Genomic DNA, 26,145 nt, shown 5'->3' with positions numbered 1-26,145 from the left:
ACCGTAAGCCTCATGGGTGCATTTGAGGATGTGGGTGCCGACGCGAAGCACACCGTGGACGGCGGGGAAGGGCCCGTCGATTCCGCGAGCAAGGGCGACATCGAGGGCGTGCCGACGGTCCCGGAGGTTCCGGATCCGCTTCCGGGCCCGACCCCGGACCCGGTCGGCCAGGAGACCGTGCTCAGCCGCAGCTATCGCGCGCTGACGCTCGGCATCGTCTCCGTCGTCCTCCTCATCGCCTTCGAGGCGACGGCCGTCGGCACGGCCATGCCCGTCGCGGCGCAGGAGCTGAACGGGATCTCCGTCTATGCCTTCGCCTTCTCCGCGTACTTCACCACCAGCCTCCTCGGCATGGTCGTCTCAGGACAGTGGAACGACAGGAGCGGGCCGCTCGCCCCGCTCGGCACCGGGATCGCGGCGTTCGCCGCCGGTCTGCTGCTGTCCGGTACGGCCACCGCGATGTGGGTCTTCGTCCTCGGCCGCGCCGCGCAGGGCATAGGCGGCGGGCTGGTGATCGTGGCCCTCTACGTCACCGTCAGCCGCGCCTACCCCGAGCGGCTGCGGCCCACGGTCATGGCGTCCTTCGCGGCGGCCTGGGTGGTGCCGTCCGTCGTCGGGCCCCTCATCTCCGGCACCGTCACCCAGCAGCTGGGCTGGCGCTGGGTGTTCCTCGGCATCCCCGTGCTCGTCCTGCTCCCGCTCGCGGTCATGCTCCCCACGCTGCGCCGCGCCACCGCGAGCACCGCGACAGGCGCCGTGGGCGGGAGCCCGCGGGCCCGGGGGCGAATACGGCTGGCGTTCGCCGTGGCCGCGGGCGCCGGGCTGATCCAGTACGGGGCGCAGGAGCTGACGCTCCTCTCCCTCGGCCCCGTGGTCATCGGCGCCGTGCTGCTCGTGCCCGCCGTGCTCCGGCTGCTCCCGCCCGGCACCTACCGTGCCGCGCGCGGCCTGCCCGCCGTCGTCCTGCTGCGCGGCATGGCGGCGGGTGCCTACGTCGTGGCCGAGAGCTTCATCCCGCTCATGCTCGTGACCCAGCGCGGCCTGTCGGTGACCCTGGCCGGGCTGACCCTCGCCGCGGGCGGCGCCACCTGGGCCCTGGGCTCGTTCACCCAGTCGCGGCCCCGGCTCACGCCGCACAGGGAGCGACTGACGCGGTTCGGGATGGTGCTGGTGACCGCGTCGATCGCGTACACGCCCGCCGTACTGGCCGACGGCGTTCCCGTGTGGACGCTGGCCGTCGCCATGGCGGTGGGCTGCTACGGGATGGGCCTGGTGATCTCGTCCACCAGCGTGCTGCTCCTCCAGCTCTCCGCGCCCGAGGAGACCGGCAAGAACTCGTCCTCGCTCCAGATGTCCGACAGTCTCTCCAACGTCGTGCTGCTCGCGGCCACCGGCGCCGCGTTCGCCGCCTTCGGCGGCGGCGCGGCCGGCACGGCGCACTCCGCCACCGCCTCCGCTTCCCCTTCCGCTTCCGAGGCCGCCGCGCACGCCGCTTCGGGCGGCGGCGGGCCCCAGCCGGCGGCGTTCGTCGCGGTCTACGTCCTGTCGACGGCCGTGGCGGCGCTGGGCATCGGGGTCGCGGGCCGCCTGCGCAAGTGACCGCGTACGGGGCCGCGCAAGTGACCGCGTACGGGACTCGCGGAACGGGACGAGGGCCTCGAAGCCGCACGTGCCGCGAACCGGGAACTCATGGCCCGGATCAACCGCTGGCCCCGGTCCGAGCGCGGCCCGCTCTTGCTGTCAGGCGATCAGAGTGGCGATGCCTCCGGTGAGCAGCCCCACGACGATGATCAGTGGGCTGCCCTTGAGGGCGGCGCCGAGGTGGAACCGGAGGTCGCGGTACTCGGCCATGTCCTCGGTACCGGGAAGAACCAGCAGGCGCGGGCGCAGTCCGGCGAAGATGATCCAGTCGAAGACGACAAGGTCCCAGACCGTCAGCGTGGCGAAGACGAGTGCCGCACAGACAGCCGCGGACAAGAAGTCCAGCCCCTCGTGCAGTGCGCCGTTGAGGCCGATCATCGCCCCGATCATGAGGGGGAGACCGCAGACGGCCCAGATGAACACGCCGAAAAGCAACGCCACCCGGTGGCCGCGGGTGCTCTTGGGTCTGCCGTACTGGCGTTGGATCGCGGGTGGATAGTCGTTCAGCAGGAAGTCCCTGCTCATGGCGGCTCCGGCGAACACCGCCGCAGTGAACAGCACGCTCAGCACCAGCCCGTAGCTCAGGCCGTACCCAAGGACTGCCGACCACTGCATGCCAACCTCCCGAAACATTCCCGACGTGGTAAGGCTGACCTAACCTGCAACCGGCCCTAAAGTCAACGCACTGTGAAGTTCAAGGTTCGTTAGGATGCTGCGGTGGCAGAAGCAGACGACGCCGGGATACTCACGGCACCCCCTGGCGAGCACGCGGCCGGGGCCCGGAGGCGCCCGGAGTTCCGCAAGGGTCGGCCTACTCTGACCAGGGAGAGGATCGCTCGGGCCGCCCTGGAGATCTTGGGGGAGACGGGGCCGGCGGAACTCACGATGCGCGCCGTCGGTACGCGCCTTGAGGTATCGCCACGGGCCCTCTACAACTACGTGGCCGATCGACGTGACCTGCTCGGGGAGATCGTTGCCGTTTGTCAAAGCGACCGGCCACAGCCCCGGCTGGACACCGACCGCTGGCAGGAAAGTCTGCGGACCTATTGCCGGGATCTGCGCGCCTGGTACCGCGCGCACCCGGGGATGCTGGCGCTCGCCCGTGCCGAGGACCTGACCCCGTTCGCCTCCGCCGACCTGCTGCGGCCCGACGACATCCTCGTAGGGTTCTTCCTCGACCTCGGATTCTCCCCGCAGAACGCTTACCGGGCCTGGTCGATCACCGTCCTTCAGGTCTCTGGGTTCGCAGAAATCTGGGACGCCTGGCACGACCGGCCACCGCCCGGTTCCGACCCGGCCGCATGGACCGGCGTGCCACCGAACCCCGCAGCCGGGGAACTCCCGCACCTGCGTCGCGTCGCAGCCGAATCCACCTTCGAGTCCCCGGACATCCTCTTCGAATCGGTCCTCACCATGCTCATCGCGGGAGTGGAAGCCATGATGTGACCCTCCTTCGCCACCGGCCGGCGTGTCCGGCCGAACGCGAGCGCCGACCCACCCGCCGGGCTCGGTCCGCCTCCGACCTCTGCCACCCGCCGCCCACGCCCTCGACCCCCCGGACGAGGACGAGGACGCGGACGAGGGCGACGGTCACTTCGTCACTCGGACAGCTTCCACACCGACTTCGCGATGGCGTCCGCGTTCACGTCGAGCGCCTTCTCGTCGACGTTCTCCGTCGTGTCGCAGTCGGCGTGGTAGCAGGGGTCGAACGCCTTGCCCGCCTCGCCGCCCCACTTCTGGGCCTGGGCCTCGGTCTTGATCTCCTCGGCCCCGGTGAAGATGCCGCCGTTGGGGATTCCGGCCTCCGAGAAGGCGGCGTGGTCGGAGCGGCCGTTGATGTCGGTCGCCTCGGCCTCGACGCCGCCCTCGCCCAGGAACCCGGTGAGGGTCTTCTGGACGTCGGCCGAGCCCTCGGGCTCGTTCGCGCTGTCGTAGACGAAGTAGCCGGGGTTCGGGGAGCCGGTCATGTCGAAGTTCAGATACGAGCTGATCTTCGACTTGTCGTCGTCCGACAGGCTCTTGACGTACTCCGTACTGCCGACGAGCCCCAGCTCCTCCGCGCCCCACCAGGCGAACCGCAGATGCTTCGTGGGCTTGTAGCCGGATTCGGCGGCGGCGAGGGCCGTCTCCAGGAGGGTGGCGGAACCGGTGCCGTTGTCGTTGATGCCGGGGCCCTCGGTGACGCTGTCGAGGTGGCCGCCCGCCATCAGGACGTTGTTCTCGTCGCCGCCGGGCAGGTCGGCGACGAGGTTGTAGCCCGTCGCGCCGCCCTCGGTGAACTCCTGCACCTGTGTCGTGAACCCGGCCGCCTCCAGCTTCTCCTGGAGGTAGGAGACGGACGCCTTGTAGCCGGGCTCGCCGTGCGCGCGGTTGCCGCCGTTGGCCTCGGCGATCTTCTGCAACTCGGTCAGATGGCCCTGGACCTTCTCGACGGAGATGTCGGGCGCGGCCTCGGCAGCCGCCGCGTGGGGCGGGGCCGTCGTCGTCGCCGTCGCCTGGGTGAGGCCCAGGCCGCCCGCGGTCAGCGCCATCGCCGCCGCCGCTGCCATGGAGAGGGTGCGCTTGCGCGTCCGCGTGATCCTCGTGCCGACGCTGGATATGTGAGGGGTGCCTCGCAACTCAGAACTCCTCATGTTCGGCCGCCGGTTCGCGGCCTGTTGTGTGGGGGGTTACGCCCGCGTACGGGCCAGGCCGATGCTGCCAGCAAAGACCGGGGTGAGGAAGGGGGCGTACGTCGACGCATGGGGCTCCCGTGGCCTCTGGGGCAGGAGCGGTGATCCAAAAGCTGGCCGAGGGGAGGTGTTGAGTCTTCCCAAAATCCGCTTATGGTTCAGCCATGTTCGACTCGCGGCACATCAGGACGTTCCACGAAGTGGTGCGGGCCGGTTCCTACTCCGCCGCCGCGCGGGCCCTCGGCTACACCCAGCCCGCGATCACCCAGCAGATGAAGGCGCTGGAGCGGTCCGTCGGCACGCCCCTGTTCCTGCGCGTCGGGCGCCGCATGCGGCTGACGGAGGCGGGGGAGGCGCTGGCCCGGCACGCCGGGGTGATCCTCGACAGCATGTCGGCCGCGCAGCAGCAGATGACGGCGATCACGCGGCTGCGCGCCGGGCGGGTGCGGGTGTGCGCGTTCCCCAGCGCGGGGGCCACGCTGGTGCCCGAGGCGCTGGCCAGGCTCGCCGTCGACCATCCGGGCGTGCGCGTCGAACTCCAGGAGGGGGAGCCGCCGGACTCGCTCCAGCGGGTGGTGGGCGGCGAGTGCGACATCACGCTCGCGTTCACGTACCCCGGGCTGCGGGAGCAGGTGCCCGAGGAGCTGGTCGAGATCCCGCTGATGGAGGACCAGTTGACCGTCCTGATGCCCGCCGGGCATCCGCTGGCGCGGCGCCGTGCCGTCAAGCTGGGCGAGCTGGCGGAGGAGCGGTGGATCGCGGGGTGCCTGCGGTGCCGGGCCAACTTCCTGCACGAGTGCGCCGAGCTGGGCTTCGCGCCGGACATCGCCTTCACGACGGACGACAACCTCGTCGTCCAGAGCCTCGTGGCCGAGGGGCTCGGGATCGCGATGATGCCGGGGCTCGTGCTGTCGTTCCTCGTCCACCAGAAGGTCCAGGGGCGCGCGCTGGAACCGGCGTCGCGGCGCCAGGTCTCCGCGTATGTGCTGCGCGAGCACCTGGAGATACCGGCGACGGCGCTGGTCCTCGAAGAGCTGAAAACGGTCTCCGCCAACCGCGTGGGGTGCTAGAGATCCCCGTCGCCGGAGGGGACGCATAAGCGTGGGTGAGGGGGAAGCCAAGGAATCGTCGTTGGACGTAATGGATCGGGCGGCGCGAATCTGCCCGCATGGCCACTTCGACGAACCCCACGACCGCCCCCGCCACGAGCCCGCGCCTGCGCGCCCTCGTCGAGGACGTGCGCGCAGCCGTCGGACGTGGTCTGCCCCCGGACGTCACGGCGTACCTCGTCGGCGAGAAGCTGGCCCCGCACCTGGGAACGGCGGGCCTGCTCACACCGGGCCAGACCGAGGGCGACACGGAGCACTACCGCCAGCACCTGCTGCACGCCGAGCCCGACGGCAGCTTCTCGGTCGTCGCGCTGGTCTGGCTGCCGGGGCAGATGACGGCCGTCCACGACCACGTCTCCTGGTGCGTGACCGGCGTCCACCAGGGCGAGGAGCACGAGCGCCGCTACCGGCTGCTCCCCGCCGAGCCCGACGGCACCGGCGCGCGGCTCGTCGCGACCGAGGACGTCGTCAATCCGCGGGGCGCCGTCTGCGGGTTCGCGCCGCCCGGCGACATCCACCGGGTGTGGAACGGCTGCCAGGAGAAGGCCATCTCCCTCCACATCTACGGCGCCGACATATCCCGCCTCGGCACCAGCGTCCGCCGCGTCTACGAGCTTCCGGCCGACCGCTGATGGCGCTCCTGGGGGAGCGCCCCGGAACCGGCCGCCGCACGGGCGCGGCGACCCCCGCACCGCTCCGTAAGGCCCCGCCCGGCGAACCCGCGTCCCGCGAACCCGCAGCCCCCGAACCCGCAGCCTCCCGTCACGGACACGGGCCGCTCCCCGGACTGGCGCTCGCCGCAGCGGGGGTGGCCGTCGCGGCGGCCGTGCACCTGCTGGTGCCCGCCGTGCCCCTGCTGACCGCCGCCGTGGTGCTCGGCATCGGCGCCGCGCACCTCCCCGGTACCCGCGCCCTCGTACGGGGCCCCGCGCGCCCCGGCCTCTCCCTCGCGGGGAAGCGGCTGATGCGCGTCGGCATCGTGCTGCTCGGGCTCAAGCTGAGCGTCGGCGACGTGCTGGGCATCGGGTGGGCGACGGTCGCGATGGTGGCCGTCGTCGTGGCCGCGACGTTCGCCGGGACGCTGTGGCTCGGCCGCAGGCTCGGACTGCCCGGAGACCAGCCGCTGCTCATCGCGACCGGCTACTCGATCTGCGGCGCCTCGGCCATCGGCGCCGTCAGCGAGGTGCGCGAGAGCGACGAGCGCGACGTGGCGACCTCCGTCGCCCTCGTCACGCTGTGCGGCACCCTCGCCATCGCCGTACTGCCGCTGCTGCACCAGCCGCTGGGCCTGGACGCGGGCCAGTTCGGGCGCTGGGTCGGGGCCGGGGTGCACGATGTCGGGCAGGTCGTGGCCACCGCGCAGACGGCGGGGCCGCACGCGCTGGGCCAGGCCGTGCTCGTCAAGCTGATGCGGGTGGCGCTGCTGGCCCCACTGGTGGCGGCCGTCGCGCTGTCCGTACGCAACCGGCACCGCGACCGGCACGCGCAAGCGCACCCGGCCGCGTCCGGCACCGGGACCACCGGCGCCAAGCGCCCGCCCCTCGTGCCCCTCTTCGTCCTCGGCTTCCTCGCCATGGTCGCCCTCCGCACCACGGGGCTGCTCCCGGGCGCGGCCCTGGACGCCGCGCAGTTCGCGCAGGAACTGCTGCTCGCCGCCGCACTCTTCGGCCTCGGCAGCGCGGTGCACCTGCCCTCCCTCGCGCGTACGGGCGGCCGGGTCGCCGCGCTGGGGCTCTGCTCGTGGGTGGTCATCGCGGGCGTCTCGTACACGGGGGTCCTGCTCACGGCGTGACGGGCCGACGGCGCGACGGCGTGACCGCGTGCGCACCGTCCCCGTGACGGTGCGGCCACTCGACGTACGCACATGGTGTGAGCTGAGTCGCACCCGGTGCCGCGGTCCGTGCCTCACCCGGAAGCGGGCGTCGTGGCACGGGTAGGCTGACGCGGTTGCTTTGACCGTTTGATACGTGAGACGCGAACCGCGATACGCGCACCCTTGCGAGCGCCGACGCGGACGCCGACCCCGACGGAGACCGTGACTACCACCACCCCCTCCTCGAACCACCACCTCTCGCCCGCCTTCCCCGGCCGCGCCCCTTGGGGCACGGCAGGCAAGCTGCGCGCCTGGCAGCAGGGGGCGATGGAGGCGTACCTCGACCAGCAGCCGCGCGACTACCTCGCCGTCGCCACCCCCGGCGCCGGCAAGACGACCTTCGCGCTGACGCTCGCCTCGTGGCTGCTGCACCACCACGTCGTGCAGCAGGTCACGGTCGTCGCGCCCACCGAGCACCTGAAGAAGCAGTGGGCGGAGGCCGCGGCCCGGATCGGGATCAAGCTGGACCCGGAGTACAGCGCGGGCCCGCTGAGCAAGGAGTACCACGGCATCGCCGTGACCTACGCGGGCGTCGGCGTCCGGCCGATGCTGCACCGCAACCGCGTCGAGCAGCGCAAGACGCTGGTCATCCTCGACGAGATCCACCACGCGGGCGACAGCCGCTCCTGGGGCGAGGCGTGCCTGGAGGCGTTCGAGCCCGCCACGCGCCGCCTCGCCCTCACGGGCACGCCCTTCCGCTCGGACACCAACCCGATCCCGTTCGTGGAGTACGGCGAGGACGCGGACGGCGTGCGCCGCTCCGTCGCCGACTACACCTACGGCTACGGCAGCGCGCTCGCCGACGGCGTCGTGCGCCCCGTCATATTCCTCACGTACAGCGGCAACATGCGCTGGCGCACCAAGGCGGGCGACGAGATCGAGGCGCGGCTCGGCGAGCCGATGACCAAGGACGCGGTCTCCCAGGCGTGGCGCACCGCGCTCGACCCGCGCGGCGAGTGGATGCCCTCCGTGCTGCGCGCCGCCGACCACCGGCTGACGGAGGTCCGCAAGGCGATCCCGGACGCGGGCGGCCTGGTCATCGCCAGCGACCAGGACTCGGCGCGCGCTTACGCGAAGCTGCTGCGCGAGATCACCGGGCACGCGGCGACCGTCGTCCTCTCCGACGACACCGGCGCCTCGCAGCGGATCGAGGACTTCCGGCAGTCGGAGGACCGCTGGATGGTCGCGGTCCGGATGGTGTCCGAGGGTGTGGACGTGCCACGCCTCGCGGTCGGCGTGTACGCCACCACCATCTCGACGCCGCTGTTCTTCGCGCAGGCCGTCGGCCGTTTCGTACGGTCCAGGCGGCGCGGCGAGACCGCCTCCGTCTTCCTGCCCACCATCCCGATGCTGATGAGCTTCGCCAACGAGATGGAGGTGGAGCGCGACCACGTCCTCGACAAGCCGAAGAAGGACAAGGACGAGGACCCGTACGCGGAGGAGGCCGAGCTCCTCAAGGAGGCGGAGAAGGAGCAGGACGAGGACACCGGCGACCAGGAGCAGTTGCCCTTCGAGGCGCTGGAGTCCGACGCGGTCTTCGACCGGGTGATGTACGACGGCGCCGAGTTCGGCATGCAGGCGCACCCGGGCAGCGAGGAGGAGCAGGACTACCTCGGCATCCCCGGCCTCCTGGAGCCCGACCAGGTGCAGATGCTGCTCCAGAAGCGGCAGGCCCGGCAGATCTCGCACAGCAAGAAGCGTCCAGCCGAGGAGGCGGACCTGCTGGAACTGCCCGCCGACCGGCGGCCCGTGGTCACGCACAAGGAGCTGCTGGAGCTGCGCAAGCAGCTCAACACGCTGGTGGGCGCGTATGTGCACCAGAGCGGCAAGCCGCACGGCGTGATCCACACCGAGCTGCGCCGCGTGTGCGGGGGCCCGCCGAGCGCGGAGGCCACGGCGGGCCAGATCCGTCAGCGCATCGACAAGGTGCGCGAGTGGGCCACACGCATGAAGTGACCCGTCACATGAGGTGACCCTGCGTGCGGGGCCCCGTGTGCGGCCCCGCGCCCCGCGCCTCCGCCTCGCGTCGCTGCCCCGCGCCTCTACGGCGTGCGGCGCCGCGCCGCCCAGGCCACTCCCGCCGCCGCGGCGAGCGTCACCAGCAGCGCGGCCAGTACCCAGGGCAGCGACGCGCTGGTGCCCGCCGCCGCGTGCGCCTTCGCTCCAAGCGCTCCGTGCTGTCCGAGCTGTCCGAGCGTTCCGAGTCCCAGTGCTATGCCGGATGCCATGGGGGCAATGTATGCCCGCCGGACGCCCGTGCGGCGCGGCGAAGGTCCCCTCGTCCAGGGCCGTAAGTCCGAAGGGGCCCGCGATTCTCTCCGTCGGCCGGGCGAACCGACCCGCCTTTGCCCGGATTCTGGACAGGCTCTTCCGGTCAGCGGAGCCTGTCGCTAAGTTTCCGGTCACACACGCCCCGTGGCAACGTCGCCGCGGAGCGCAGCCGGTGACGTTCGTACGTACTGCCAGTGCCACCGCGACCGGCGGCTTCTGGCGCTGAGCTGCGCTGCCGACGGGACCGGCAGCGGCACGCACCGGCCGCGTCGGACGTCGGCCACCACACACCCGGAGGAGGGGGGCGTCGTGACCGCGGAGACCTCTCAGACGCTCGACCGGGGACTGCGTGTCCTCAAACTGCTCGCCGACACCGATCACGGGCTGACCGTGACCGAGTTGTCCAACAAGCTCGGCGTCAACCGCACCGTCGTGTACCGACTGCTCGCGACCCTGGAGCAGCACGCCCTCGTCCGCCGCGACCTCGGCGGGCGCGCCAGGGTGGGGCTCGGGGTGCTGCGGCTGGGGCGGCAGGTGCACCCCCTCGTGCGCGAGGCGGCACTGCCCGCGCTGCGTTCGCTGGCCGAGGACGTGGGGGCCACGGCGCATCTGACGCTGGTCGACGGCACGGAGGCGCTGGCCGTCGCCGTCGTCGAACCGAGCTGGACGGACTACCACGTCGCCTACCGCACCGGGTTCCGGCACCCGCTGGACAGGGGAGCGGCCGGGCGGGCCATCGTCGCGGGGCGGGGCCCCGACCAGGAGCTGGGGCCCGGTTTCGTCCTCACCCACGGTGAGCTGGAGGCGGGCGCGAGCGGCGCCGCGGCGCCGGTGCTCGGGGTGAGCGGGATAGAGGGGAGCGTGGGTGTGGTGATGCTCTCGGACGCGGTGCCGAGCCAGGTGGGGGAGCGTGTCGTGCACGCGGCGCAGGAGGTCGCGGACGCGCTTCGGTGAGGCGCGGACGCGTCGTCTAGATTGCGGGGGTGACCTCTCGCCCCGCCTCGCCCAGCGCCGACCCGTCCAGCACCGACCCGTCGGGCACCGGCTCGGCCCGTCCCTCCCGGCTCCGGTTCCGGCTCTCGCCGCGCCGTCGCACGCTCGCGCTGTGCGCGGTGCCCGTGGTGGCGCTGTTCGCGGTGGTCGCCGCCGCGCCGCTGCCGTTCTCGGTCGCCGAGCCCGGCATCACGGCGGACGTGCTCGGTGAGAACAAGGGCAAGCCGGTGATCACCCTGTCCGGCGACGCGGCGCGCGACGCGGCGGAAGCGGAGGGCGAAGGGGAGGGCGGCGGCAGCGGCAAGGGCGGCGGTGGCAAGGGCCAGCTCCGGATGACGACCATCGCGGCGACGCCCCCCGACGCGACGGTCCGGGTGTCCGACGTCGTCAAGAACTGGTTCGCCACGGACCACGCCGTCATGCCCCGTGACGCGGTCTACCCGGTGGGCGGCAACACCGAGGAGATCAAGAAGTACAACGCGGACGAGATGAAGCAGTCCCAGGACGAGGCGGTCAAGGCCGCACTGTCCCAGCTCCACCTGTCGTCGGACGACGTGAAGGTCAGCCTGCGGCTCGCCGACGTCGGGGGGCCCAGCGCGGGGCTGCTCTTCTCGCTCGGCATCGTCGACAAGCTGGACGGCGACGGCAGCGGCGGCGGCCTGACCGGCGACCGTACGGTCGCGGGCACCGGCACCATAGACGCGAGCGGGAAGGTCGGCGCCGTCGGCGGCGTCCCCCTCAAGACGCAGGCGGCCAAGCGTGACGGCGCCTCGGTCTTCCTGGTGCCGAAGGCGGAGTGCGCCGACGCGCGGGCCGAGCTGCCCAAGGGGCTGCGGCTGGTGCCGGTGACCAGCCTCGACGGCGCCGTCGAAGCGCTCAAGGCGCTCAAGGACGGGGACCAGCGCCGCGTCCCCTCCTGCTGACGGGACCCGTCCCACGAGCCGGGGGCCCGGGGGCCGGGCCCCGTCCGCCGCTCAGCCTTCCTTGATGAACCCCTTCTCCACCAGCCACTCCTTGGCGACGTCGTGCGGGTCCTCGCCCTCCACGTCGACCTTGGCGTTCAGCTCGCGGGCCACCTCGTTGTTCAGCGACTTGGTGATCGGGTCGAGGACGTCCGCGATCTCCGGGTGCTTCTCCAGTGTCGCGCTGTTGATCTCCGGGGCCGCGTCGTAGTTCGGGAAGAAGTGCCGGTCGTCCGCCAGGACCTTCAGGCCCATCGCCTTGATGCGGCCGTCGGTCGCGTAGACCTCGCCGAAGGTGCAGGGGGTGCCCTTGGCGGTCTGGGTGTAGACGACGCCGTTGCTCATCTTGTGGACCCGCGAGGCGGGGATCTTCATCCCGTACTTCTTCATCAGCCCTGGGAGCCCGTCGTCGCGCGCGGCGAACTCGTTGTCCACGCACAGCGAGGCGGCCTTGGGGTTCTTCTTCGACAGCTCCGCGACGTCGGAGAGCGTCTTGACGCCGTACTTCTTCTGGAGCTTCGGGCTGACGGTCAGCACATAGGTGTTGTTCAGCGTGGAGGGCCGCAGCCAGCTCAGGCCCTCCTTCTTGTCCTCCTCGCGCACCGCCTCCCACTGCTCGTGCGAGTCCACGATGGGCTTCTCGTGCCCGAGGTAGGTGATCCAGCTCGTGCCCGTGTACTCGTACATCGCGTCGGCCGCGCCGGACTTCACCGCCTCCCGCGAGCCGATGGAGCCCTGGATGGCGGTGCGGTCCACGACCTTGGCGCCCGCCGCCTGGAAGGCCAGGCCCATGATGTGGCCCAGGATGATCGACTCGGTGAACTCCTTGGAGGTCACGGTCAGTTCGGCCCCCTGGAGCGGTTCCCCGCGGCCGAGGGTGCCGGGGTGCACGTCGTCGGCCATGGGGCTGCCGCTGACCAGGCCGCAGCCGCTCAGGGCGACGGAGAGCGCGAGCGCGGCGGAGGCGCCGGTGAGGGCGCGCGTACGCCCACGTCGCGGGACGGGACCGCGAGTCGGTACGGAGCGTCGCATCGGGACAGGACCTCGCATCAGGACGAAACCTCCAGGCCGCGCGGGCGCAGCAGCAGTTCGGCGAGCGAGGCCACCCAGTCGACCAGCAGCGCGAGGGCCACGGTCAGCACGGAGCCGAGGACCAGGACCGGCATCCGCTGGGTGGTGATGCCCGCCGCGATCAGGTCGCCGAGCCCGCCGCCGCCGATGAAGGTGGCGAGGGTGGCGGTGCCGACGTTCAGTACGAGGGCGTTGCGCACGCCCGCGAGGATCAGCGGGACGGCGAGGGGCAGTTCGACCCGGCCCAGGACGCCCAGCGGCGACATCCCGATGCCCCTGGCCGCCTCCACGAGCCCCGGATCGATGGCGCGCAGCCCCGCGATGGTGTTGGCCAGCACGGGCAGTACGGCGTAGACGACCATGCCGACGATGGCCGTGCTCGGGCCCACGCTCAGCCAGAACACCAGCAGCACCAGCAGCCCGAGCGAGGGGATCGCCTGGCCCAGGTTGGCGACGGCCATGGCGACGGGCGCCGCCCTGCGCAGCTTGCCGCGGGTGAGCAGGATGCCCAGCGGGATCGCGATGACCAGCACGAAGAAGGTGGAGACCGCGGTCAGCTCGATGTGCTTCCACAGCCCGGAGGCCACGCTGCCCTCGGCCAGCGCGTTGCGCGCGATCGAGTCCAGGTCTGCGCCGCGGAACCACAGCCAGGTGCACAGCAGCACCAGCGCGAGCCCGCCCGGCAGCAGGGTCAGCTTCTGCCAGGTCAGCCTGGCCAGCGGCCGGTCGGCGGTGCGCTGCCGCGCGGGCTGCGACTCGTCGGGCGCCTCGTCCGGGGCGAGCGTGTACCGGGGGACGTCGGCGTCGGCCGCCGCCGCAGCGCCGCCGCGCCCTCCGGTTCCGCTTCCGGTTCCGCCTCCGGCGTCGGCGCCCCTGCCGCTCCCGCCGGGCTTCGACGCGCTCACGCGAGCCCCTCCTGCGCCGCCCGGGTGCGCTCGGCCCGCTGCTCCTCCAGCTGGTGCTGGTGCTCGATGGCCTCCAGCCGGTCCGCGTCGAGGAGTTCGTGCACCGAGTTCATCAGGGTCTCCATGTCCACGACCCCGATGTACTCGCCGCGCCGCCCGGTGACGGCGACCCGGCCCGCGTTGTCGGTGAGCACGGCCTCCAGCGCGTCGCGCAGGGTGGCGTCGCGGGTCACCGTGTCGTTGACGAGCGTCCCGGCGCGGGCCAGCGAGCCCTTGGCGCGCATCAGATCACCGCGCCGCAGCCACTTGTACGGGCGCCGCCGCTTGTCCAGCAGCAGCACCTCGTTGTGGGTGCCCGAGCGCAGCGAGTCGAAGATCTCCTGGAGCGGTTCCTCGACGGTGACCGTCGGGAAGTCGACGACGCCCACGTCCCGCACCCGGGTGAGGTTGAGCCGCTTGAGCGCGGCGCCCGCGCCGACGAAGCCGGAGACGAAGTCGTCGGCCGGGTTGGTGAGGATGGCCTCGGGGGCGTCGAACTGGGCGATGTGCGACTGCTCCCTGAGCACCGCGATGCGGTCGCCGAGCTTGATGGCCTCGTCGAAGTCGTGGGTGACGAAGACGATGGTCTTGCGCAGCTCGTGCTGGAGCCGGATCAGCTCGTCCTGGAGGTGGTCGCGGGTGATGGGGTCCACCGCGCCGAAGGGCTCGTCCATCAGCAGGACGGGCGGGTCGGCGGCGAGCGCGCGGGCCACGCCGACGCGCTGCTGCTGACCGCCGGAGAGCTGGCGCGGGTAGCGGTTCCTGAACTCGCCCGGGTCGAGGCCCACCAGGTCGAGCATCTCCTCGACGCGCGCGGTGACCTTGGACCTGGACCAGCCGGTCATCTTCGGCACCTGCGCGATGTTCTGCGCGACGGTCATGTGCGGGAAGAGCCCGGACGACTGGATCGCGTAGCCGATCTTGCGGCGCAGCTTGACCGCGTCCATGTCGGTGACGTCCTCGTCGCCGATCTTGATGCGGCCCGAGGTGGGCTCGATGAGCCGGTTGATCATCTTGAGGGTGGTCGACTTGCCGCACCCGGAGGGCCCGACGAAGACGACGAGTTCGCCCGCGCCGATCTCCATCGTCACGTTGTCCACGGCGGGCAGGGCGGAGCCCGGATAGCGCTTGGTGAGCCCCTCCAGGCGGATCGTGGCGCCGGAGGCGGGCCCCCGGGCCGGTCCTCCAGCGGCCGGTGCGGGCGTCTCGGCTGTCGCGGGCGTCGCGGGCGTCTTGGGTGTCCCAGGTGTCGCGGGTGTCTCAGGCACGTATCCCCCTCGGGATGGTCAGGCGTCCGATGAGGACGTACGCGGCATCGAAGAGCAGGGCGAGCACGACGATGCCGAGCGTGCCCGCGAGGACTTGGTTGTGGGCGTTGGCGCTGCCCAGCGAGGCCACGCCCCGGAAGATGAGGTTGCCGAGCCCGGGTCCTGAGGCGAAGGCGGCGATGGCCGCGATGCCCATCAGCATCTGCGTGGAGACGCGGATGCCCGTGAGGATGGGCGGCCAGGCCAGCGGCAGTTCGACCTTCACCAGCTGCGCCGGCCGCGACATGCCGATGCCGCGCGCCGCGTCGACCAGCGAAGGGTCCACGCCGCGCAGCCCGACGACGGCGTTGCGGACGATGGGCAGCAGCCCGTACAGCGTCAGCGCGATGACCGTCGGCGCGACCCCGAGCCCGACGAGCGGGATCAGCAGGCCGATCAGGGCCAGCGAGGGGACGGTGAGGATCGAGGCGGTGGCGGCGGTGGCGAGGTTGCCCGCCCACTCGCTGCGGTAGGTGAGGACGCCGATCAGTACGCCGATGACGGTGGCGGCCACCATGCACTGGAAGACCGCGCTGGCGTGCTGGAGCGAATCCGTCAGCACCTGGACATGCCGGTTGCTGAGGTACTCCCAGAAGCTCACTCGGCTTCTCCCTACGTGTTCAGTGTTCAGGTGTCCCGGTGTTCAGGCGCCCCCGGTGACGCGGTGTCCCGCGAGGGTGCGGCCCCGCCCGGCCGCTGGCAACCCCTCCGCCCTGACCGCCGCTCAGGACGTCTCGGGGGACGGGTGGGCCGGAGGGGCCGGATGAGGCGGGTGGGCCGCGGGGCCCGTGGACGTCCCCGCGGCCTGGCGGACGAGGGGGACGATCCGGAGGGGGACGGGGTTCTCCATGACGATCGCGGTGGAGGCCCGCATGATGCCGTCGTAACCGACGACCTTGTCGATCACGCGCTGGAGGTCGGCGTTGGATCGCGCGACCAGACGGCACAGCATGTCACCGTGACCCGTCGTGGTGTGCAGCTCCAGCACTTCCGGTACGGAAGCGAGATGTGCCCGCACGTCGGGGCCCTGGCCCTGCTTGATCTCCAGGGTGGCGAAGGCGGTGACGGGATAGCCGATGGCCGCGGGATCCACGTCCGGGCCGAAGCCGCGGATCACTCCCGCTGACTTAAGCCTGTCCAGCCTGGCCTGCACCGTCCCACGCGCGACACCGAGGCGGCGGGACGCTTCCAGCACCCCGATCCTCGGTTCCTCCGCGAGCAGTTCGAGCAATCGACCATCGAGCCGATCAATACCCATGAGTTGCCTCTCAGTAACCACCATGTTGCACACCTTGTGCAGATCGCCCGGTCGGATCCGTAAAGCGCTGGACAGAGTGTTCAATGGATACGAGAAGTATTGCGCACCTTGTTGGCGCGGGGGAACCTTCGTTCATGACTGAGACCACGCACGCAACCCCTGACACAGCCCGGCAGGCGGACCCCTTCCCGGTGAAGGGGATGGACGCGGTCGTCTTCGCCGTGGGCAACGCCAAGCAGGCCGCGCACTACTACTCCACTGCCTTCGGCATGAAGCTGGTCGCCTACTCCGGACCGGAGAACGGCTCCCGCGAGACCGCCAGTTACGTACTCGAATCGGGCTCCGTCCGCTTCGTCCTCACGTCAGTCATCAAGCCCACGACCGACTGGGGCCGCTTCCTCTCCGGCCATGTCGCGGAGCACGGCGACGGCGTGATCGACCTCGCCATCGAGGTGCCGGACGCCCGCGCCGCCTACGCCTACGCGCTGGAGCACGGCGCGCGCGGCATCGAAGAGCCCCACGAGGTGCGGGACGAGCACGGCACCGTGGTGCTCGCCTCCATCGGGACCTACGGGCAGACCCGGCACACCCTCGTCGAGCGCGGCGCCTACACCGGCCCCTACCTGCCCGGATACACCGAGGCACAGCCCATGGTGGAGCCCGGCCGCCGCCGCTTCCAGGCCGTCGACCACTGCGTGGGCAACGTCGAGCTCGGCATGATGGACGAGTGGGTCAAGTTCTACAACAACGTCATGGGCTTCACGAACATGAAGGAGTTCGTGGGTGACGACATCGCCACCGAGTACAGCGCGCTGATGTCCAAGGTCGTCGCCGACGGCACCCGCAAGGTCAAGTTCCCGCTGAACGAGCCCGCCGTCGCCAAGAAGAAGTCGCAGATCGACGAGTACCTGGAGTTCTACGGCGGCCCCGGCGTCCAGCACATCGCCCTCGCCACGAACGACATCGTCGCGACCGTCCGCGCGATGCGCGCGGCGGGCGTCCAGTTCCTGGACACCCCGGACTCGTACTACGACACGCTCGGCGAGTGGGTCGGCGAGACCCGGGTACCCGTGGAGACGCTGCGCGAGCTGAAGATCCTCGCCGACCGCGACGAGGACGGCTACCTGCTCCAGATCTTCACCAAGCCGGTCCAGGACCGCCCGACGGTCTTCTTCGAGATGATCGAGCGGCACGGCTCGATGGGCTTCGGCAAGGGCAACTTCAAGGCCCTCTTCCAGGCCATCGAGCGCGAACAGGACCGCCGCGGGAACCTTTGAGCCGCGCGGCTCATCAGACCGACGGGGGACGGGCCACGGCCCAGGTCCGTTCCGCTCCGCCGGGGGGCGGAACGGAACGGACCTCGTGGGGCGCGCGTCTCGCGGGACGGTGAGGGCGCGGGCAGCAACCGGCCCACCGGCCCACCGGCGCACGGGGCCGCACGGCGCTACGGGTGCAGCCCTGCCAGCCGTGCCCGTGTGCGCCGCACGTCGCGCTCGTCGAGCGGACGCTCGCCGCGCCCCCACCCCCGCGACCCCCGACCCCGCGAGGAGGACGGGCGCGAGCACCCCGCCCGCGCCGGCCGCCCACCCCGTGCCTCTGCCGGTCCTGCCGGTGCGGCCCTTCGTGCGCGCCCTCCCCCGTGCGTGCCGTATGTGCTCGTACGTGCCGTACGCGAAAGTTGCCGCACTGTAGAGCTGACGGGACGTCACCACAAGGCACGCGGTGCCGCCACCGCGGGGCGCACGGGAGCGGGCGCCCGCTGGACGGGGCCGGGCGTCGCTGACCGTCGCTGACCATCCGCTTCACGCGGGTTCCCGACGCGCTGCCCAGGTGTCAGGGTGTACGTATGAGCGATCTCCTCGTCCGCTTGCGCGAAGGGCTGCCGGAGGATGCGGTGCTGACCGACCCCGACGTGGTCGGCGCCTACTCCCACGACATGGCCAGCTTCTGCGAGGCGGGGGTCCCCGCCGCCGTCGTCATGCCCAGGACCGTCGAGCAGGTCCAGCACGTCATGCGCACCGCGACCGAGCTGCGGGTGCCCGTCGTGCCGCAGGGTGCCCGCACGGGGCTGTCGGGCGCGGCGAACGCGAGCGAAGGCTGCGTCGTGCTGTCCCTGGTCAGGATGGACCGCATCCTGGAGATCAACCCCGTGGACCGCGTCGCCGTGGTGGAGCCGGGCGTCGTCAACGCGGCGCTGTCCCGCGCCGTCAACGAACACGGCCTCTACTACCCGCCGGACCCCTCCAGTTGGGAGGAGTGCACGATCGGCGGCAACATCGGTACCGCGTCCGGCGGACTGTGCTGCGTGAAGTACGGGGTCACCGCCGAGTATGTACTCGGGCTCGATGTCGTCCTCGCCGACGGCCGCCTCTTCTCGACGGGCCGCCGCACCGCCAAGGGTGTCGCCGGATACGACCTGACCAGGCTCTTCGTCGGATCCGAAGGTAGCCTCGGCATCGTCGTGAAGGCCACACTCGCGCTCAAGCCGGAGCCGCCGAAGCAGCTCGCGCTCGCCGCCGAGTTCCCCTCGGCCGCCGCCGCCTGCGACGCGGTCTGCCGGATCATGGAGAGCGGACACGTCCCCTCACTGCTCGAACTCATGGACCGCACCACGTTGCGCGCGGTCAACGCGCTGACGCACATGGGCCTCCCCGAGAGCACCGAGGCACTCCTCCTCGCCGCCTTCGACACCCCGGACCCCGGCGCCGACCTCGCGGCCGTGGGCGAGCTGTGCGCTGCGGCGGGCGCGAGCGAGGTGGTGCCCGCCGAGGACCACGCCGAGTCGGAGCTGCTGCTCCAGGCCCGCCGCAAGGCGCTCGTCGCGCTGGAGGCGGTGACGGGGACGACGATGATCGACGACGTGTGCGTGCCGCGCTCGCGCCTCGCCGACCTGCTGGCCGGTACCGCCGCCATCGCGGAGAAGCACGACCTCACCATCGGCGTCTGCGCCCACGCGGGCGACGGCAACACCCACCCCACCGTCTGCTTCGACCCGAACGACGAGGACGAGTCGCGCCGGGCCCGCGAGTCCTTCGACGAGATCATGGGCCTGGGCCTGGAGCTGGGCGGCACGATCACGGGCGAGCACGGTGTGGGCGTGCTCAAGAAGGAGTGGCTCGCGCGTGAACTCGGGCCCGTGGGCGTCGAGTTGCAGCGCGGCATCAAGCAGGTCTTCGACCCGCTGGGCCTGCTGAACCCCGGCAAGCTGTTCTGACGTCTCCGACGTCGCGGCCCCGCGCGGTCACCGCTCCGGCGCGGGTTCCGGTTCTGGCTCCGGCTCCAGCGGCTGGAGCAGCCTGCGCGGGCGCAGCAGCGCGCGGCTGACGGGGTCCTCCGGCGGCGGGTCCAGGGCCGGGCCGGGCCGCATCTCGATGTCCCTCGGCGGTACGAGCCCGCCGCACGCCGCGCAGTTGCCGCCCGCGTCCAGCGGGGACCCGCACGCGGCGTGCCGGAACTCGCGGTGCGGCCCCTGGCCCTCCGAGAAGTACCGCTCGCCCCAGGTGGCCAGCGCGTAGACCGCGGGCCACAGCCGCTCGCCCATCTCGGTGAGCACGTACTCGTCGCGGGGCGGCGACTCCTGATAGCGCACCTTGTCGAGCACGCCCGCCTCCGTCAGCGCGCGCAGCCGCGTGGAGAGCACGGCGCGCGGGGCTCCGAGCCGGACGAGGAAGTCGCTGTAGCGGCGCACGCCGTAGAAGGCGTCCCGGACGACGAGCAGCGTCCAGCGCTCACCGACCAGCTCCAGGGCGCGCGCGATGGAGCAGTGCTGCGCGGCGTAGTCCTTCCCCAGTGCCATGCGGGGAGTCTAACAGCGAGGGTTCAATGAGCGAACTACTAAGTTCGGTGACTGAACTCGCACTGCTAGGGTGCTCGCCATGACAGTGAGTTCATTCACCGAACCCGGCTCGCTCCCGGCTCCGGACGAGGTCAGGCCCACGGGCCTCCCAGGCGCGCCCCGGCACACGTCCCCGCACACGGGCCGTGCCACCCTCGCCGTCACCGTCGCGGCGACGTTCCTCGTGCTGCTGAACTACAACGCGCCCATGACCGTGCTCCCCGCCATGGCCGCCTCGCTCGGCACCGGCGTCTCCGGGCAGGCGTGGCTGCTCAGCGGCATCGCGCTCGGCCTGTCCGCGCTGCTGCTCGTCGCGGGCAGCCTCGCCGACGACTACGGGCGCAAGCGGGTCTTCGTCACCGGCGTGCTCACCCTCGCCCTGACCACCGCGCTCGCCGCCGTCACGACCGGCACCCTCGCCTACACCCTCGCCCGTGTCGCGCAGGGCGCGGCCAGTGCCGCTGTCCTGGCCAGCAGCCTCGGGCTCCTCGCGCACGCCTTCCCCGCCGGTCCGGGACGCGTCCGCGCGACCACGCTGTGGGGCGCCTCGATCAGCGGCGGCATAGCCGTCGGGCCGCTGGTCTCCAGCGCGCTGGAGCCGCTGAGCTGGCGCGCCTGCTACGTCCTCTACGCCGTGGCCGCGCTCGCCCTCGGCGCCGTCGCCGCCCGCGGGCTCCAGGAGTCGCGGGCGCCGCGCGCAGGGCGCCCCGACCTTCTCGGCGCGGTCACCCTGGGCCTCGCGCTCTCCGCGCTCTTCGCCGCGCTGACCGTCGGCCGCGACGGCTGGCTGCGCGCGCCCGTCGCCGTGCTGCTGGGCGCTGCCCTCGTCCTGGGCACCGCCTTCGTCCTGACCGAGCGGCGCAGCGCGGCGCCCATGCTCGACCTCGGCCTCTTCCGCCGCCCCCTGTTCCTCGCCGCGACGGCGGGCGCGCTGTTCACCGGGCTCGCGGTGATCGGGTTCTTCAGCTACTTGCCGACGGTCCTCCAGGTCACCCTCGGCCTCTCGCCCCTCGGCACCGCGTGGCTCGTCGCGCTGTGGTCCGGGGCCGCGCTCGCCGCGTCGATGCTGACGGGGCCTCTCGCGACCCGGCTCGGCGCACGGCACCAGCTCGCGCTGGGCTTCCTGTTCTCGGCCGCCGGGCTGGCCGCGCTCGTGGGGGCGGTGGACGAGTCCTGGGTACGGCTGCTGCCGGGGCTCGTCGTCAACGGCGTCGGCAGCGGGCTGCTCAACGCCGCGCTGCCACGGCTCGCCGTCGAGAGCGTCCCCGCCGAACGCGCGGCGATGGGTTCGGGCGCCAACCAGACGGCCCGCTACATCGGTTCGACGACGGGCGTCGCGCTCACCGTCGCGCTCGCCACCGCCCACCAGGGCGGCGACCCGGCGAAGGCCCTGGCGCACGGCACCGACGCCGCGCTGCTCGTCGCGGCCGGACTCGCGCTGGCCGGGGCACTCGCCGCGCTCGTCCTGCGGGAACGCGCGGCCTGAACGCCGCGCCCCGGCAGGTGCCGTCCGGCGTCGTCCGGGGTGGGGGCGCTCACGGGTCGTGGGGGTGGCCGCGGGCCGTCGGGCGCGGGTCGCGGTGACTGTTCCGGTTCCGGTCCCGGTCCCGGTCCCGGTCGCGGTCGCGGTCGCGGTCACAGGTTCGGGAGGTGCGGAGGGTGAAGCCCGTCACGCGGTCCGAGGGGATGCCGGTCTTCTCCAGGAGGGTGACCAGCTCCCGCTGGAACTGCGGGGTGCACAGCTCCTGTTCCTCCGGGGTCAGCTCGATGTCGACGTACTGGTTGTGCTGTGCGAAGGCCCTGTTGAGGCCCGCCATGACCTTCAGGAACAGGGCGAAGGAGTCGGGGTCGAGGCGCTCGGCGAGTTCCGCGATGTGCCTGCCCACGCGGAACTGGATCTCGGCCGTCGTCTCCGCGTCACGCTCTGATCCCTCTGGCCCCTTTGCTCCCTCCGGCCGCTCGGGTCGCTCCGGTCGCACCCGGGGTGCCGGGTCCCCGTCCGTCGCTTCCATCTCTTCCGCCTCATTCGCTGCTTCCCCCGCTTCTGCCACTTCCGCCTCTTTGCGGGCTTCGTCCTCTGGCATGGCCGAAATAGTGACGGAATTTCGCTTGCGGCGCCTCCCATACGTAGAACTTTCAAACAGGGGGTCGGAAGGCGGAGGAGGGAGCGAAGAGAGTGCGGGGACAGGGGAGGCGGATGTGACGGAGCGCGGCCGGGCGGTGTGCGCGGCCGCGCCCGTACGACCGCCGGATACGGCGCCGGTGACCTCCACCTCTCAGGCCCCGGCCTCTCCGGCACCGGACTCGTCGGACGGCCATGGATCGCGGAGGTAGAGGTCGTCACTCGGTGTCGGGGTGAGCAGGTCGCGCAACTCCTCGTCGATGCCCAGCGACTCGTGCTCACTCCCGGGAGGGACCACGCGCAGCGTCCTTTCCAGCCATGCGGAGACGGCCGCCGCCGGTGCCTCCAGCAGCGCGTCCCCGTCGGGCGAGGAGAGGGCGAGGCAGATCACGCTGCGCGAGTCCACCTTGGTGGGCCACACGCGCACATCGCCCTGCCCGCAGGGCCGGAAGACGCCCTCGACCAGCAGCTCGCGCGCGAAGGTCCAGTGGACGGGGGAGGCGGAGCCGATGTGGAAGGCGATGTGGACGGCGTACGGGTCGTCGGCGCGGTACGTGAGGCGGGCGGGGACCGGGATGCTGCGCTCAGGGGAGAGCACCAGCTTCAGTTCCAGCTCGCGTTCGACAACGGTGTGCATGTGCTGCGCCCTTTCGTGGTCGCTCGTGCCCGCCCGGGTGGGCGTGCACCGGTGAGAGAGCGCAGGCCGTACTTCATTACACGACTTCGCGGACTTCTTTTTCCCGGAAGAGCGGATGCGCCCATTCGGGGCGGGCAAGCGGTCGGCCCCTTCTGGTAGATGTGGACCCTGCGCTTCGTGGGCCGTGGCTCGATACGCGGTACGCGGGGCGGTAGAGGCGGTACACGTACACGCCACAAGCGAAATAACGGTCGAACAGATACGGGACCCGGACATCATGAGTGCGCCACCCTCAGGATCTGCCAGCGGCAGCCCCCAGGCCGGCTTCTATCCCGACCCGTCCATTCCGGGATACATCCGCTACTGGAACGGTTCCGCATGGGTGCCGGGCACCAGCCGCCCCGAGCCGCGCGAGGGCGACCCGATGCCGGTCCCTCCCGCCGCCGGTCCCGGCGCGCCGGGACCCGCGCCGACGCCGCCCACGGCGGCCGAGCCCGCGCCCGCCGAGGAGACGGGGCCCGTCTTCCTCGACGAGGGCCAGGGGCAGGGGCAGGGGTCAGGGCAGGGGCCGGAGGGGCGTGACCGCTCGGCGCTGCCCGAGGTGCGGCCCAGCGCTGAGGTCGCCCCCGTGGACGGGACCGTCGACTGGGACGACCCGTCCCGCCTGCACGGCCAGCGCCCCGAGCCCGCCTCGGCCTGGGGCGCGGACGCCGCGCGGCAGCAGGGCTTCGCAGGCCAGAGTGACGACCGCGTCTCCTGGGGCCAGCACGGCGAGGAGGGTGGCCAGGGCGGCCCGGGAAGCCAGGGGAGCGGCGCCGGAGCCGGAGCCGGTACGGCCGACCCGCGCGGCGGCTGGGGCCGCCCCGCCGAGGCGGACAGGGCCGACGAGGACACGCCGGCGGCCTCGTCCCCCGCGACGGGGGAAGGCCAGGGGCAGCCGCCGCGCGAGGGCACCTTCCAGATGCGGGCGCTGAGTCCAGAGCAGCTCAAGCGCCAGGCGCGCGAGGCGAGTTCGGCATCGGGTCCGGGTCCGGGTCCGGTGTCGGGCGGCGACGCGCAGGTGCCGCAGCACACGGTGGGCCTGCGCCGCTCGGAGGTCCTCAAGGCCGGCCGTGAGGCGGCGCAGGCACGGCAGGCCCAGGAGCCAGGCGCCCCGGGCCAGGGTGCCGCACCGGCGGCCAACCCCCACATCCCCGCGCAGGGCGCGAGCGGAAACGCTCCGGCTGGCCCGTCGGCCCAGCCCGCTCAGGCACCGGCACCGCAGCCGGGCGTGCCCGCGCAGCAGGCGCCGCCCGCGCAGGGCGGGCCCCAGGCCCAGCCCATGGAGATCCCGTCGGCGCAGCACGCCCCGCCCGCGCAGAGCCAGCCGCTCCAGGTTCCGCCCCCGTCGCAGATGCCGCCAGCGCAGGTGCCCCCGCAGCAGCAGCCGCAACAGGCACCGCAGCAGGCTCAGCAACAGCAACAGCAGCCGCCGCAGTCGTGGGCACAGCAGGTCCACGATCTGGCCGCGCACTCGGCGGGCCCCGGCGGCCCCCAGCCGGGCGGGCTCCCGGCGCAGTCGCAGAGCGGCGGCCCCGAAGCGGTCACGCCCTGGCGCCCGCCGGTCTCGGACCCGTTCCTCCAGGCCGCGCAGCAGCAGGCCCGGCCCGCAGGACTCGGCAAGCGCTTCGGCGCCCGGCTCGTGGACGGCGTCCTCACCGCCGCCGTCGCGGCCGGTGTCGTCTTCCCGTTCGTCGGGAAGACGACGGACCACATCCAGGGGAAGATCGACGCCGTCCGGCGGTCCGGGGAGACCAAGGAGGTCTGGCTGATCGACGGGACGACCGGCGGCTATCTCGCCATCGTCCTCGGCGCCCTGCTCGTCTTCGGGCTGCTCTACGAAGTGCTGCCGACCAGCCGCTGGGGCCGCACCCTGGGCAAGAAGCTGTTCGGGCTCAAGGTGCTGGACGTCGAGGGCCAGGACAAGCCCGGGTTCCGCGCCGCGCTGGTGCGCTGGCTGGTCTACGGGGTGCTGTCGCTCGTCGTCGTCGGTGTCGTCAACGTCATGTGGTGCCTCTTCGACCGGCCCTGGCGCCAGTGCTGGCACGACAAGGCCGCGCGCACCTTCGTCTCCCGCGACTCCGGAGGGGTCAGGCTGTGACGGCCCCGGCCCCGGTGTGACGGGCTGACGGGCCCCGCGCCGTCTGCGTCAGACGGACCAGGCCCGTACCTCTAACGGCACGCGCCGGATGCGCGGGGGCCCCGCGCGCGGTCCACTCGGGCCATGAGCACGGAGCAGCCTGAGAACGATCCCTTCGGGAAGCCGGGGCAGTCCGGTCAGCCGGAGCAGCGGCCAGATCCGTACGGGCAGGGCCCGCCACCGCCGCCCTCGGGAACCGGCTCGCCCTACGACAGCGCGCCCCCGCCCCCGCCGGGCGGGGGCGGTCCGTACGGTGGCCAGGGGTACGGGGACCCGTACGGCGGCCGGCACGGTGCGAACCCGTACGGTGCGAACCCCTACGGGGGGCCGGCCGGCGCAGCCGACCCGCTCGCCGGGATGCCGCCGCTCGCCTCCCGGGGCAAGCGGCTGCTGGCGCGGATCATCGACGCGCTGGTCGTCGGGATCCCGGTGGGCATCGTCATGGGCCTCGCGCAGAACGGCTACGACGCGGCGGACACCGGTCGTACGTACTCGCAGCAGGCCGTCTACACCCTCGTCTACCTGATCTACGAGGGCATCATGCTGACCCGGTCCGGCCAGACGGTGGGCAAGAAGCTCATGAAGATCCGGGTGGCGGTGCTCTCCAACGGCGCGGTGCCGCAGGGGACTCCGGGCTGGTTCCGTGCGGCCCTCTACTCGCTGCCCGCGCTCGTGCCCTGTCTGGGCTCGCTGTTCTGGCTCGTCAACGTGCTGTTCTGCACCTGGGACAAGCCGTACCAGCAGTGCGTGCACGACAAGGCGGCGAAGACGGTCGTCGTCGCCACCGCGTAGGCGGGACGGCCGTCCCCAGGGGGGTCTGGCCGCCCCTGGGGACTCGGCGGCTCAGTCCCAGGCGGAGGACCGAGCGCCGCCCGTGCCCGTCCCCGCTCCCGCTCCCGCCTTGGCGGGGACGGGAGCGGCCGGGTAGGCCGCGTGCGCCGAGGACGGCGCCGCGCCACCCCGCGCGGTGACGCGCGACCCGGCGGACGCCCCCGCGCCACGGGCGCGCCTGGCCGTATGGAGCAGGGGAGCCGTGGCCGCGGCGAGCAGCCCGAGCGCGAACGAGGACAGGGCGATCACCACAGCTCCGGTACCCGACCGGGTTCCCGAGAGCAGCAGCATGGCGAAGGCCGAGCAGACGACAGTGCCCGAACCGTAGGCGAGAGCGAAGGCGAGCTGTGCGGGAGCCGGACGCGGCATGGCGTTATCCGTCCTCGAAATTCTGGATGGGGGATGCGCGGGCCGATCGGCCCGCGAGTCGATCGACCCGG

General features: G+C 72.3%; 25 protein-coding genes. 13 read left to right on the top strand and 12 right to left on the bottom strand.

The genetic code is table 11. The annotated features are described in order from the left end of the window. Positions 1 to 12 precede the first annotated feature (12 nt). On the top strand, positions 13 to 1,599 hold the full coding sequence (locus tag ACWGJ2_RS27145; RefSeq protein WP_453348854.1) for an MFS transporter: 1,587 nt from the start codon (positions 13 to 15) through the stop codon (positions 1,597 to 1,599). 141 nt (positions 1,600 to 1,740) lie between these two features. Here the strand turns inward: ACWGJ2_RS27145 and ACWGJ2_RS27140 are convergent, their stop codons facing one another. Continuing rightward, positions 1,741 to 2,256, bottom strand: a complete 516-nt coding sequence (locus ACWGJ2_RS27140) for a hypothetical protein (RefSeq protein ID WP_453348853.1) — start codon at positions 2,254 to 2,256, stop codon at positions 1,741 to 1,743. Between the two features lie 102 nt (positions 2,257 to 2,358). On the opposite strand from ACWGJ2_RS27140, the gene ACWGJ2_RS27135 reads away from it, so the two are divergent. Next, complete coding sequence (locus tag ACWGJ2_RS27135; RefSeq protein WP_453348852.1) at positions 2,359 to 3,087, top strand: TetR/AcrR family transcriptional regulator; 729 nt, start codon at positions 2,359 to 2,361, stop codon at positions 3,085 to 3,087. Between the two features lie 152 nt (positions 3,088 to 3,239). Here ACWGJ2_RS27135 and ACWGJ2_RS27130 read toward each other — a convergent pair whose 3' ends face one another. Beyond that, positions 3,240 to 4,190, bottom strand: coding sequence for a M28 family metallopeptidase (locus tag ACWGJ2_RS27130; RefSeq protein ID WP_453348873.1), 951 nt, complete (start codon positions 4,188 to 4,190; stop codon positions 3,240 to 3,242). Positions 4,191 to 4,477: 287 nt separating this feature from the next. Here ACWGJ2_RS27130 and ACWGJ2_RS27125 point away from each other — a divergent pair, with 287 nt between their 5' ends. From ACWGJ2_RS27125 to ACWGJ2_RS27110, 4 genes are all read left to right on the top strand, one after another. Continuing rightward, positions 4,478 to 5,383: a LysR family transcriptional regulator gene (locus tag ACWGJ2_RS27125; protein ID WP_453348851.1), complete on the top strand. Its 906-nt coding sequence runs from the start codon at positions 4,478 to 4,480 to the stop codon at positions 5,381 to 5,383. Positions 5,384 to 5,481: 98 nt separating this feature from the next. Further along, a complete protein-coding gene (locus tag ACWGJ2_RS27120) occupies positions 5,482 to 6,054 on the top strand; it encodes a cysteine dioxygenase (protein ID WP_453348850.1) in 573 nt (190 codons plus the stop codon). Next, positions 6,054 to 7,214, top strand: a complete 1,161-nt coding sequence (locus ACWGJ2_RS27115) for a YeiH family protein (RefSeq protein ID WP_453348849.1) — start codon at positions 6,054 to 6,056, stop codon at positions 7,212 to 7,214. The genes ACWGJ2_RS27120 and ACWGJ2_RS27115 overlap by 1 nt, the downstream gene beginning before the upstream one ends. 243 nt (positions 7,215 to 7,457) lie before the next feature. Continuing rightward, entirely contained in the window at positions 7,458 to 9,251 is a 1,794-nt protein-coding gene (locus ACWGJ2_RS27110; RefSeq protein ID WP_453348848.1) for a DEAD/DEAH box helicase, read from the top strand. An 86-nt stretch (positions 9,252 to 9,337) separates the two neighbouring features. Here the strand turns inward: ACWGJ2_RS27110 and ACWGJ2_RS27105 are convergent, their stop codons facing one another. Further along, a complete protein-coding gene (locus ACWGJ2_RS27105; protein WP_453348847.1) occupies positions 9,338 to 9,523 on the bottom strand; it encodes a hypothetical protein in 186 nt (61 codons plus the stop codon). Positions 9,524 to 9,875: 352 nt separating this feature from the next. On the opposite strand from ACWGJ2_RS27105, the gene ACWGJ2_RS27100 reads away from it, so the two are divergent. Together ACWGJ2_RS27100 and ACWGJ2_RS27095 are read left to right on the top strand one after the other, a co-directional pair. After that, positions 9,876 to 10,520, top strand: coding sequence for an IclR family transcriptional regulator (locus ACWGJ2_RS27100; protein WP_453348846.1), 645 nt, complete (start codon positions 9,876 to 9,878; stop codon positions 10,518 to 10,520). Between the two features lie 149 nt (positions 10,521 to 10,669). Next, positions 10,670 to 11,482, top strand: a complete 813-nt coding sequence (locus ACWGJ2_RS27095) for a S16 family serine protease (protein ID WP_453348872.1) — start codon at positions 10,670 to 10,672, stop codon at positions 11,480 to 11,482. 51 nt (positions 11,483 to 11,533) lie between these two features. Here the strand turns inward: ACWGJ2_RS27095 and ACWGJ2_RS27090 are convergent, their stop codons facing one another. The 5 genes from ACWGJ2_RS27090 to ACWGJ2_RS27070 all read right to left on the bottom strand — a co-directional run bounded on the left by ACWGJ2_RS27090 (position 11,534) and on the right by ACWGJ2_RS27070 (position 16,101). Continuing rightward, the gene (locus tag ACWGJ2_RS27090) at positions 11,534 to 12,553 is read right to left on the bottom strand and encodes a glycine betaine ABC transporter substrate-binding protein (protein ID WP_453348845.1); all 1,020 of its coding nucleotides are present in this window, start codon (positions 12,551 to 12,553) and stop codon (positions 11,534 to 11,536) included. 17 nt (positions 12,554 to 12,570) lie between these two features. Next, positions 12,571 to 13,497, bottom strand: coding sequence for an ABC transporter permease (locus ACWGJ2_RS27085; protein WP_453348844.1), 927 nt, complete (start codon positions 13,495 to 13,497; stop codon positions 12,571 to 12,573). Next, positions 13,494 to 14,687, bottom strand: a complete 1,194-nt coding sequence (locus ACWGJ2_RS27080) for a betaine/proline/choline family ABC transporter ATP-binding protein (RefSeq protein WP_453348871.1) — start codon at positions 14,685 to 14,687, stop codon at positions 13,494 to 13,496. The genes ACWGJ2_RS27085 and ACWGJ2_RS27080 overlap by 4 nt, the downstream gene beginning before the upstream one ends. A 109-nt stretch (positions 14,688 to 14,796) precedes the next feature. Further along, positions 14,797 to 15,444, bottom strand: a complete 648-nt coding sequence (locus tag ACWGJ2_RS27075) for an ABC transporter permease (RefSeq protein WP_453348843.1) — start codon at positions 15,442 to 15,444, stop codon at positions 14,797 to 14,799. Between the two features lie 123 nt (positions 15,445 to 15,567). Further along, positions 15,568 to 16,101, bottom strand: a complete 534-nt coding sequence (locus ACWGJ2_RS27070; protein ID WP_453348842.1) for an Lrp/AsnC family transcriptional regulator — start codon at positions 16,099 to 16,101, stop codon at positions 15,568 to 15,570. Between the two features lie 134 nt (positions 16,102 to 16,235). On the opposite strand from ACWGJ2_RS27070, the gene hppD reads away from it, so the two are divergent. After that, entirely contained in the window at positions 16,236 to 17,378 is a 1,143-nt protein-coding gene (hppD, locus tag ACWGJ2_RS27065) for a 4-hydroxyphenylpyruvate dioxygenase (RefSeq protein ID WP_453348841.1), read from the top strand. A gap of 569 nt (positions 17,379 to 17,947) precedes the next feature. Then, positions 17,948 to 19,315 (top strand): FAD-binding oxidoreductase, encoded by a 1,368-nt coding sequence (locus tag ACWGJ2_RS27060; RefSeq protein ID WP_453348840.1) that lies wholly within the window; start codon positions 17,948 to 17,950, stop codon positions 19,313 to 19,315. Between the two features lie 27 nt (positions 19,316 to 19,342). On the opposite strand, the gene ACWGJ2_RS27055 is transcribed toward ACWGJ2_RS27060, so the two are convergent. Continuing rightward, on the bottom strand, positions 19,343 to 19,897 hold the full coding sequence (locus ACWGJ2_RS27055) for a winged helix-turn-helix transcriptional regulator (RefSeq protein ID WP_453348839.1): 555 nt from the start codon (positions 19,895 to 19,897) through the stop codon (positions 19,343 to 19,345). 79 nt (positions 19,898 to 19,976) lie between these two features. Between ACWGJ2_RS27055 and ACWGJ2_RS27050 the strand changes: the two genes are divergently transcribed. Beyond that, a complete protein-coding gene (locus ACWGJ2_RS27050; RefSeq protein WP_453348838.1) occupies positions 19,977 to 21,422 on the top strand; it encodes an MFS transporter in 1,446 nt (481 codons plus the stop codon). A gap of 49 nt (positions 21,423 to 21,471) precedes the next feature. On the opposite strand, the gene ACWGJ2_RS27045 is transcribed toward ACWGJ2_RS27050, so the two are convergent. Continuing rightward, a complete protein-coding gene (locus ACWGJ2_RS27045; protein ID WP_453348837.1) occupies positions 21,472 to 22,020 on the bottom strand; it encodes a hypothetical protein in 549 nt (182 codons plus the stop codon). A 192-nt stretch (positions 22,021 to 22,212) separates the two neighbouring features. Continuing rightward, a complete protein-coding gene (locus ACWGJ2_RS27040) occupies positions 22,213 to 22,695 on the bottom strand; it encodes an SsgA family sporulation/cell division regulator (RefSeq protein ID WP_453348836.1) in 483 nt (160 codons plus the stop codon). A gap of 277 nt (positions 22,696 to 22,972) precedes the next feature. Between ACWGJ2_RS27040 and ACWGJ2_RS27035 the strand changes: the two genes are divergently transcribed. Continuing rightward, positions 22,973 to 24,835 carry an RDD family protein gene (locus ACWGJ2_RS27035; protein WP_453348835.1) on the top strand — a complete coding sequence of 621 codons (1,863 nt, stop codon included), beginning with the start codon at positions 22,973 to 22,975 and terminating at the stop codon, positions 24,833 to 24,835. A gap of 123 nt (positions 24,836 to 24,958) precedes the next feature. Then, positions 24,959 to 25,666 carry an RDD family protein gene (locus ACWGJ2_RS27030; RefSeq protein ID WP_453348834.1) on the top strand — a complete coding sequence of 236 codons (708 nt, stop codon included), beginning with the start codon at positions 24,959 to 24,961 and terminating at the stop codon, positions 25,664 to 25,666. Between the two features lie 51 nt (positions 25,667 to 25,717). Here the strand turns inward: ACWGJ2_RS27030 and ACWGJ2_RS27025 are convergent, their stop codons facing one another. Continuing rightward, positions 25,718 to 26,074, bottom strand: a complete 357-nt coding sequence (locus ACWGJ2_RS27025) for a hypothetical protein (RefSeq protein ID WP_453348833.1) — start codon at positions 26,072 to 26,074, stop codon at positions 25,718 to 25,720. Between the last annotated feature and the right edge of the window lie 71 nt (positions 26,075 to 26,145).

The organism is Streptomyces sp. NPDC054796, assembly GCF_053611545.1.
The sequence above is the reverse complement of the archived record's forward strand: the minus strand, read 5'-3'. Positions and strand labels throughout refer to the sequence as shown.